This window comes from Rhodococcus sp. APC 3903, from assembly GCF_030407755.1.
Classification (GTDB): Bacteria; Actinomycetota; Actinomycetes; order Mycobacteriales; family Mycobacteriaceae; genus Rhodococcus_F; species Rhodococcus_F erythropolis.
Genome location: NZ_JASDCV010000034.1, coordinates 25,796 through 35,179 on the forward strand (window position 1 = coordinate 25,796; position 9,384 = coordinate 35,179).

General features: G+C 62.5%; 10 protein-coding genes. All 10 read left to right on the forward strand.

What is annotated here, in order from left to right; all coding sequences use genetic code 11:
- Window positions 1–66: 66 nt before the first annotated feature.
- Complete coding sequence (locus tag QMA15_RS29740) at window positions 67–453, forward strand: DUF3499 domain-containing protein (RefSeq protein ID WP_198538411.1); 387 nt, start codon at window positions 67–69, stop codon at window positions 451–453.
- A 127-nt stretch (window positions 454–580) separates the two neighbouring features.
- Window positions 581–1,954: a phosphomannomutase/phosphoglucomutase gene (locus QMA15_RS29745; protein ID WP_019747772.1), complete on the forward strand. Its 1,374-nt coding sequence runs from the start codon at window positions 581–583 to the stop codon at window positions 1,952–1,954.
- 163 nt (window positions 1,955–2,117) lie between these two features.
- On the forward strand, window positions 2,118–3,212 hold the full coding sequence (locus QMA15_RS29750) for a hypothetical protein (RefSeq protein ID WP_021332559.1): 1,095 nt from the start codon (window positions 2,118–2,120) through the stop codon (window positions 3,210–3,212).
- Window positions 3,213–4,442 (forward strand): mannose-6-phosphate isomerase, class I, encoded by a 1,230-nt coding sequence (manA, locus tag QMA15_RS29755; protein WP_133728447.1) that lies wholly within the window; start codon window positions 3,213–3,215, stop codon window positions 4,440–4,442.
- Between the two features lie 28 nt (window positions 4,443–4,470).
- A complete protein-coding gene (locus QMA15_RS29760) occupies window positions 4,471–5,430 on the forward strand; it encodes a cation diffusion facilitator family transporter (RefSeq protein WP_021343715.1) in 960 nt (319 codons plus the stop codon).
- 86 nt (window positions 5,431–5,516) lie between these two features.
- Window positions 5,517–7,013: an amino acid permease gene (locus QMA15_RS29765; protein WP_019747776.1), complete on the forward strand. Its 1,497-nt coding sequence runs from the start codon at window positions 5,517–5,519 to the stop codon at window positions 7,011–7,013.
- Between the two features lie 111 nt (window positions 7,014–7,124).
- Window positions 7,125–8,351: an alkane 1-monooxygenase gene (locus QMA15_RS29770; RefSeq protein WP_020907102.1), complete on the forward strand. Its 1,227-nt coding sequence runs from the start codon at window positions 7,125–7,127 to the stop codon at window positions 8,349–8,351.
- Window positions 8,351–8,536 carry a rubredoxin gene (locus tag QMA15_RS29775; RefSeq protein ID WP_003940827.1) on the forward strand — a complete coding sequence of 62 codons (186 nt, stop codon included), beginning with the start codon at window positions 8,351–8,353 and terminating at the stop codon, window positions 8,534–8,536. The genes QMA15_RS29770 and QMA15_RS29775 overlap by 1 nt, the downstream gene beginning before the upstream one ends.
- Complete coding sequence (locus QMA15_RS29780) at window positions 8,533–8,715, forward strand: rubredoxin (protein ID WP_003940894.1); 183 nt, start codon at window positions 8,533–8,535, stop codon at window positions 8,713–8,715. The genes QMA15_RS29775 and QMA15_RS29780 overlap by 4 nt, the downstream gene beginning before the upstream one ends.
- Before the next feature lie 48 nt (window positions 8,716–8,763).
- Window positions 8,764–9,384: TetR family transcriptional regulator (locus QMA15_RS29785; RefSeq protein ID WP_290288079.1), on the forward strand; the 621-nt coding region annotated here is incomplete at its 3' end.

The following is a 9,384-nucleotide window of genomic DNA, read 5'->3' on the forward strand; positions in this document are numbered from 1 at the left end:
GACAGAAGAAACTGCTCGGTGTGTCCGAGTAGGTTCCGGACGTGGGGAGGGCTAGGCTCCGTACCTGTGAGATCTCTGCGTCGCTGCTGCCGCCCCGGGTGCAAGAACCCCGCCGTCGCGACGCTTACGTATGTCTACTCGGACTCCACTGCGGTTGTCGGGCCGCTGGCAACCGTCGCCGAGCCCCATTCATGGGATTTGTGTGACACTCACGGCTCTCGAATCACCGCCCCCAAGGGCTGGGAACTCGTCCGCCACGAAGGCGGATTCGCGTCGAGCACTCCCGACGAAGACGATCTGACCGCTTTGGCCGAAGCTGTACGTGAAGCCGGTCTCGGAGATCGCAACAAGTCCAACGTCGACGCAGATGAGGACATACGTCCCGCGGTTCCGAGTACTGCCCGTACAGGGCGTCGTGGACACCTCCGCGTACTGCCCGACCCATCCAACTGACGCGAGATTCGTCGCCGCAGACGCTAGGCTCGACCGAGTACTTCCACACCCGAGTACTGCGAATCTCCGGACGCCATGCGCCCGGACGTTCCCGTCTGTGAGGGTGCATGCACAAGGAGAGTTTTCAGTGGGGCGAACAGCCGAGTCGGTTGCTGCAATCATCAAGGCGTACGACGTGCGCGGCGTGGTCGGTGAGCAGATCGACGAAGATTTTGTCCGCGACGTGGGAGCGTCGTTCGCCCGTCTGGTCCGTGACGAGGCCGGCGCTGCCACGACGGTTGTGATCGGCTACGACATGCGTGCATCGTCGCCCACACTGTCTTCTGCTTTCGGTGACGGCGTGCTCGCTCAAGGACTCGACGTCGTCTACATCGGATTGGCGTCGACCGACGAGCTCTACTTTGCATCCGGTTTGCTGAACTGCCCGGGCGCGATGTTCACGGCGAGCCACAATCCGGCCAAGTACAACGGCATCAAGATGTGCCGGGCCGGCGCCAAGCCCGTCGGTCAGGACACCGGCCTGGCAGTCATCTCCGCCGAGGTCGTCTCGGGTGTTCCCGCGTACGACGGACCGGCAGGTACCGCCAGCACGAAGGACGTCCTCGAGGAATACGCGAGCTACCTCCGCGGATTGGTCGACCTGGCTGCGTTGCGCCCGATGAAGGTCGCAGTCGATGCAGGAAACGGCATGGGCGGCCATACCGCGCCGGCCGTATTCGGGCCGATGCCTCTCGAAGTCCTCCCGCTCTACTTCGAGCTCGACGGCACGTTCCCCAACCACGAAGCCAATCCGCTCGATCCGGCCAACCTCGTCGACCTGCAGGCCTACGTGCGTGAGACCGGAGCAGACATCGGCTTGGCTTTCGACGGTGACGCGGACCGTTGCTTCGTCGTCGACGAGAAGGGCGACCCCGTCTCTCCGTCCGCGGTGACGGCACTTGTCGCCAAGCGCGAACTCGCGAAGGAACCGGGCGCGTCGATCATCCACAATCTGATCACGTCGCGGGCAGTGCCCGAACTGGTCGAAGAACTCGGCGGCGTCGCGATCCGTACCCGAGTCGGCCACTCGTTCATCAAGCAGGAGATGGCCGAGACCGGTGCCGTCTTCGGCGGCGAGCACTCAGCTCACTACTACTTCCGCGATTTCTGGGGCGCCGACTCCGGCATGCTCGCGGCGTTGCACGTACTCGCCGCACTGGGCGAGCAGGACCGTCCGCTCTCCGAGTTGATGGCGGAGTACACCCGCTACGCGGCCTCGGGTGAGATCAACTCCACGGTGGCTGACGCGGCCGATCGCACTGCCGCTGTGCTGGCAGCATTCGCGGACCGCACCGAGTCGGTTGACCGCCTCGACGGTGTCACAGTCAGTCTCGAGGGAAATGCCTGGTTCAACTTGCGCGCGTCCAATACCGAGCCTTTGCTGCGACTCAACGTCGAAGCACCCACGTCCGCCGATGTCGACGCATTGGTGAACGAAATTCTGGCGATCGTCCGGGCTTGAATCCGAGTCTGATCGGTTTGTCGGTGAGCCGAAGCCCTGGGATAGTTGGGGGACTATCTCGGGAACGACTGCCACGGGAACGAGGGCTTTGCCACCACGGACCGCGTAGAGCTGGAATGCTGGATGGTGCGGGAACTGCGAACGGAGAAGGGGGTGCGGTGAGATGACAGCGCCGATGCCGCTTCTCGACCTCGACGACAGCGAGGGTTTGTCGGCTGCCGATTCGGAAGGGCTACTGCGGTCTGTGGCCATGGGGGGCGCACAGATTCGGGCCACCGCATCGGCCGTCGGCGAGGGTGTGATCTCTCGGCTGGCCGGCCTGCGCCCGCGCAGCGTCGTGCTGATTGCCGGTGCCGGTGGCGCTCGGCACGGAGCCAGGATCGCGCTTGCTCTCGTCGGAGATTCGGTCGGTTGTCCGCTCCTCGTACTCGACCGGACGCCGTCGTGGGCCGGACCGTTGGACGTGATCGTCGTTGCCGGTGACGATGCCGGTGATCCGCGCCTGGTCGAATCCGTCGACAGTGCAGTTCGCCGTGGCGCCGAAGTTGTTGTCGCCGTTCCGGACGAGGGGCCCATGCGGGCTGTGGCGGCCGGGCGCACCATGTCGTTGCCGCCGCGGCTCTACGCCTCGCCGAGGCACACGATGACGCGGTTCCTCGCCGTCTTCCTCGCCGTTGCCGCCGAAATCGAGGGCAAGGGATCGATCGAGGACCGTTCGGCGGTGCTCGGTCGGATCGCCGACGCCGTTGATGCGGAGGCGCTGCGGGACGGGCCGGCCAACGAGGTATTCCACAACCCGGCCAAGTCGTTGGCCACCAGAATGAGCGGCCGGCGAGTCGTTCTATGTGGGAGTGGTTCCGTGACAACAGCACTCGCAGAGTTCTCGAGCGTTTCGCTGATGAGCTCGGGCCTGAATGCCGCTGCCGCCGAGATGTCGGAGGTGATTCGTTCGGCACGAGCTCTGTTCGCGCCGGACGCAGCTTCGCGTGATTCGGTGTTCCACGACCCGTTCTTTCACGATCCGCAACTGGACGGCGCACTGCCGACCCCGCCGGCGCGGGCGTTCGTCTTCGCGACCGAATCCACGCGCGGGGAGGCGAGACGCCGGATGGACGCACTGGCCGACGCCGATCTGGTGGTGGCGGCAGACGAAGACCAGACCAACGTGGTGATATCGGAGATGGAGCAGGTATTCGTGTTGGCGTCTCGAGTAGACATGGCCGCGGCGTACGTGCAGTTGACGGGCGGTGCGAAGTAAGTGCGTGAACTCGAAGGTGCACTTCGTTCTTACGCGTGGGGCTCGCGAACGGCAATTGCCGAACTACGCGGTCTTGCGACCCCGTCGAATCATCCCGAAGCGGAGTTGTGGTTGGGCGCCCACCCGGGCGACCCGGCGCGCGTGATCACCGAATCCGGAAGCGAGTCGTTGCTCGAGGTCCTGCACCGCGAACCCGAGCGTGAACTCGGCCGTGAGAACCTCGATGCATTCGGTGAGCGACTCCCATTCCTGCTCAAGTTGCTTGCGGCGGAAGAGCCGCTGTCGCTTCAGGCGCATCCCAGCGCCGTTCAAGCCGACGAGGGTTTTCGTCGTGAGAACGCACTCGGCGTTCCCATGGAATCGCCGATTCGAAACTACAAGGACGGCAGCCACAAGCCCGAACTCGTTGTCGCGCTGAGCAGATTCGAAGCGCTTGCCGGATTCCGCGAGCCGACGCGGACTGTCAAACTGCTGCGCGCTCTGGCCGTCGACGAGTTGGAGCCGTACATCGGTCTGCTCGAAGGCCAACCCGATTCCGACGGACTCCGGGCGTTGTTCACGACATGGATCACGTTGCCGTCCACGGTGCTCGGGACGTTGCTCCCTGCCGTGCTTGCGGGGTGCATCACCTACGTCGCGCACCACGACGCCGAATTCGTGACCGAGATCCGCACCGCGCTGGAATTGAGCGAGGCGTACCCCGGCGACGCCGGCGTTCTGGCGGCACTACTGCTCAACCGCGTCACACTCGAGCCCGGCCAAGGACTGTTTCTCGCTGCGGGAAATCTCCACGCGTATCTCCATGGACTCGCGGTCGAGATCATGGCCAACTCCGACAACGTGCTGCGCGGCGGGCTGACGCCCAAACACGTCGACGTGCCCGAACTGTTGAGGGTTCTGGACTTCGTCGGGGCCGATATCGAAGTGCTCGATCCGGCCCAGTCAGGATCAGGTCAGTCAGGGTCAGGTAGATACGAGTACGTCACGCCCGCACCTGAATTTCGTTTGACGCGTCTGGAGTTCGACTCGAATGCCACCGACCTCGTTGTCGAAGCCGGCGGCCCGCGGATCCTGATCTGCACCGACGGCGCGGTCACTGCGACGTGCGGTGCCGACACTCTCGACCTCGATCGGGGCCGAGCCGCGTGGATTGCTGCCGACGAGCCCGTAGTACACCTGACCACACGAACCCCGACTGCGCAGGTTTTCAGTGCAGTGGTCGGTCGATAGGAATCTCGGTCGATAGCGAGGAGACATTGTGTCGGCTCATGGTGGCAAGAAGGCGATTCTGGCGGCCCTCGGAGCCAATGCCGGAATTGCCGTAGCCAAGTTCGCCGGATTCTTGATCACCGGATCGTCGTCGATGCTCGCCGAATCGGTGCACTCGGTGGCCGACACGTCCAATCAGGGTTTGTTGCTCTTGGGGCAGAAGAAGGCAGAACGTGAGGCAGATCAACTGCACCCGTTCGGTTACGGGCGCAACCGATACTTCTATTCGTTCGTCGTTGCACTGGTGCTCTTCACCCTCGGTTCGCTGTTCGCGATCTACGAAGGTATTCACAAGATTCAGCATCCCGAAGAACTCAATTCGGCTTTCGTGGCAATCGCGATCCTGTTCATCGCGATCTGCCTGGAGGGCTACAGCTTCCGGACCGCAGCGAAGGAATCACGACCGCTCAAGGGAAATGCGTCGTGGTGGAACTTCATCCGAACCTCTCGTAGCCCGGAACTCCCGGTTGTGCTGCTCGAGGACACCGGCGCATTGATCGGTCTCGTCCTTGCACTCGGCGGCGTCGGCCTCACGATGGTGACCGGAAATCCGGTCTTCGACGGCATCGGAACTCTGTGCATCGGTGTCCTGCTCGGCATCATCGCGGTCATTCTGATCATCGAAATGCAGTCGCTGCTGATCGGTGAGGGCGCAACGGCGGTGGAGACCGAACTGATCCTCAACGCACTGGTCGACGGAACTCGTATCGAACGCGTCATTCATTGCAAGACGCAGTACCTCGGTCCCGAGGAGATCCTTGTTGCTGCCAAGGTTGCGGTGCCGATCGGATCGACGATCTCGGATGTGGCGACGGCGATCGACGAGGCCGAGTCTCGCGTGCGCGCTGCAGTGCCTGCGGCGCGGGTGATCTACCTCGAGCCGGACCTGGATCGTCTCAGCGCAGGAGATCGTCCTGAAACAGATCTGCAGGCTCCCGACAAACCCTGAACAAAGCCACGCCTGCGGGCTTAGGCTGATGCCATCTCTCTACTTGCCCATGGTGGGACCTGCTGGTCCCCAGCAAGGAGGCGGCAATGGCTGTCAAGGACGAGCAGGCCGGATCTGGACGGTCGAAGCTGTTTCGAACCAAATCGATCGAGCAGTCCATCAAGGACACCGACGAGCCGGAAACCAAACTCCGGAAAGAGCTGAACTCGTGGGATCTCACGGTGTTCGGTGTCGCAGTGGTCATCGGTGCGGGCATCTTCACACTCACGGCTCGGACGGCGGGAAACGTCGCCGGGCCGTCGGTTTCCCTGGCTTTTGTCATCGCGGCAATCGCCTGCGGACTGGCAGCGCTGTGTTACGCCGAGTTCGCGTCGACGGTCCCGGTCGCCGGTAGCGCGTACACGTTCTCGTACGCGACGTTCGGTGAATTCGTCGCCTGGATCATCGGCTGGGATCTCATCCTCGAATTCGCTTTGGCGTCTTCGGTGGTGGCAAAAGGCTGGTCGCTGTACCTCGGCGAAGTGATGGGTTCACGCAGCCCGATCGTCGAGTTGGGGCCGATCTCGTTCGACTGGGGTGCGGTGCTGGTGATCGCCGTCATCACGATCCTGCTCGCGACCGGCACAAAACTCTCTTCGAGGGTGTCACTGGTGATCACGGCGATCAAGGTCGCGGTGGTGTTGCTGGTGATCATCGTCGGTCTGTTCTACATCGACACCGACAACTACTCGCCGTACATTCCGCCGTCGGAGCCGGGCTCGACGGGAGAGGGCATCCACCAGTCGTTGTTCTCGTACGTGACCGGGGCCGGTGGCAGCACATTCGGGTGGTACGGATTGCTCGCGGCAGCCAGTCTGGTGTTCTTCGCGTTCATCGGCTTCGACGTCGTCGCCACGACTGCGGAGGAGGCGAAGGAGCCGCAGAAGGCGTTGCCACGCGGCATCCTGGGCTCGCTCTTGATCGTCACGGTTCTGTACGTGGCAGTGACACTCGTGTTGACCGGGATGGTGAAGTACACCGAACTCGAGGGCGATACTTCCAACCTGGCAACGGCATTCGCCTTCCACGACATCACGTGGGCGAAAAACGTCATCTCGTTCGGCGCGTTGGCCGGTCTCACGACCGTGGTGATGGTGCTGATGCTCGGGCAGACCAGGGTGCTCTTCGCGATGGCACGCGACGGTCTGATGCCGCGACGCCTGGCGCCGACCGGCAAGCACGGAACTCCCGTGCGGATCACGATCTTGGTCGGCGTTGTGGTCGCGGTGCTCGCCGGAGTGTTCCCGATCGGCACCCTCGAGGAAATGGTCAATATCGGCACGTTGTTCGCGTTTGTTCTCGTGTCGTTGGGGGTTCTCGTGCTTCGTCGGACGCGGCCGGACCTACCCCGCGGGTTCAGGGTGCCGCTGGTCCCGCTGATCCCGATCCTGGCTGTCCTCGCGTGTCTCTGGTTGATGTTCAACCTGTCGGTGGAGACCTGGATGAGGTTCGTGGTCTGGATGGCCCTCGGTGTTGTCATCTACTTCGCCTACAGCAGGCAGCATTCGTTGATCGGGAAGCGTGAACGCGGCGAAATCGAGTAAATGTACAAAGATTATGATTTGTCTATCACTTGTACAAATAGCGTAGTACTGTCTATCTCAGGGTGAACTGACTCACAGTTGTCGAGTCGGTCCGAATCGAGGAGGTAGACCGTGTCGACGCACGTGAACTCGCAGTCCGGGCAGACACTCCCGCCCGAGCAGTGGCGTGACAAGAAGAGATATCTTTGGCTGCTCGGCCTGGTGCCGCCGACGGCGGTCTTCATTGCCGTCGGATTGGTCGCGTTGTTCAACAGTCTCGGGTGGAACGCGGTCTCGCCGGTGTGGTGGTGGATCGGGCCGTTGCTCGTCTACATCCTGCTCCCGATCCTCGACATCTTCTTCGGTCCGGACGGCGAGAATCCGCCGGACGAGGTGATGGAGCGCCTCGAGAACGACAAGTACTACCGGTACTGCACCTACATCTACATACCGTTCCAATTGGCCAGCCTGGTCCTGGCCTGCTATCTCTGGTCGGCGACCGACCTGTCCTGGCTCGGAATCGACGGGGGACTGGGGCTGATCTCCAAGATCGGTCTGGCGATCAGTATCGGTTGCGTCGCAGGAATCGGGATCAACACCGCACACGAACTAGGTCACAAGAAGGACGATCTCGAGCGCTGGTTGTCGAAGATCACTCTGGCGCAGTCGTTTTACGGCCACTTCTACATCGAGCACAATCGTGGACACCACGTGCGGGTCGCCACGCCCGAGGATCCGGCGTCGTCTCGCTTCGGCGAGAGCTTCTGGACCTTCCTGCCGCGCAGTGTGTGGGGATCTCTGCGCTCGTCGTGGTCCCTGGAGAAAGCCAGGCTCGATCGACTGGGTAAGAAGCCGTGGACAATTCGCAACGACGTCCTGCATTCGTGGTTGATGTCCGTCGTACTCTTCGGTGTCCTCGTCGCCGTTTTCGGGCTCTCGGTGCTGCCGTTCCTGGTGCTGCAGGCCGTCTTCGGATTCTGCCTGCTCGAAACCGTCAACTACCTCGAACATTACGGACTGAAGCGTCGCCGTCTGGACAGTGGGCGGTACGAGCGCGCCGCACCGGAGCACAGTTGGAACAGCGATCACATCTGCACCAACATCTTCCTGTATCACCTCCAGCGTCACAGTGACCATCATGCGAACCCGACACGTCGTTATCAGACGCTTCGAAGCATGGACGGTGCACCCAACCTGCCCAGTGGATACGCGAGCATGATCATGCTCGCCTACGTTCCGCCGCTGTGGCGAAAAGTAATGGATCCCAAGGTCCTTGCGCACTACGGCGGCGACATCACCCGCGTCAACGTTCAGCCGTCCAAGCGTGATCGCATCCTTGCTCGGTACGGAGCAGCGTGATGAGCAGCTATCGATGCCCGGTGTGTGAATACGTCTACGACGAATCGAAGGGTGCACCACGAGAAGGGTTTCCGGCAGGAACGCCGTGGGATGCCGTGCCGGACGACTGGTGCTGCCCGGACTGCGGCGTCCGGGAGAAGCTCGACTTCGAACCGATGCCGGCGACGGCGGGGAGTGAATCATGAACGACTACAAGCTGTATCAGTGCGCGCAATGCGGATTCGAGTACGACGAGGCAGTCGGCTGGCCGGAGGACGGTATCGAACCGGGCACTCGCTGGGACGACATTCCCGAAGACTGGAGTTGCCCGGACTGCGGCGCGGCGAAGAGCGACTTCTTCATGGTTGAGGTCGAACGACGGTGAGATGCGTCGGCGTCGAACGGACCTAGGTGCGGCGGTAGTGTCGTCACCATGACTTCGACGCCCACTCGTCTGCCGCAGAAAGAAGCGTCGCGCCTGCTGCTGCGTACGTCGGTGCTCGATTCGATGCGTGAGTTGTTGACCGAGCGTGACTGGTCCGAGGTGACGCTGACAGTTCTGGCCAAGCATGCCGGTGTGAGTCGTCAGACGCTCTACAACGAGTTCGGTTCGAGGCAAGGGCTTGCCGAGGCATACGCGCTTCGCCTTGCCGACGGATTCGTCGATGCGGTGGACGAGGCCATGGTGGCGAACGACGGACGTGCAGTCGAGGCATTGACGGCGGGCTTCGGCTCGTTTTTCGCCTCCAGCGCAACCGACCCGTTGGTCATCTCTCTGCTCACCGGTGAGGCCAAGCCGGACCTTCTTCGCCTGATCACCACTGACAGCGCGGTCATCATCGAACGCGCGTCGTCGCGGCTTGCGGAGAGCTTCCAGCGAGGGTGGATTCAGGCGTCACCCGCTGATGCCGGGATTCTGGCCAGGGCGATTGCGCGTCTCGGGCTCAGCTACATTTCGATGCCACCGGAGTCCGAGGTTTCGGTGGCGGAGGATCTGGGCACATTGCTCGGGCCATTCATCGACGTGGCGCGAGAGGGTCGCGCAGTAGAGGGG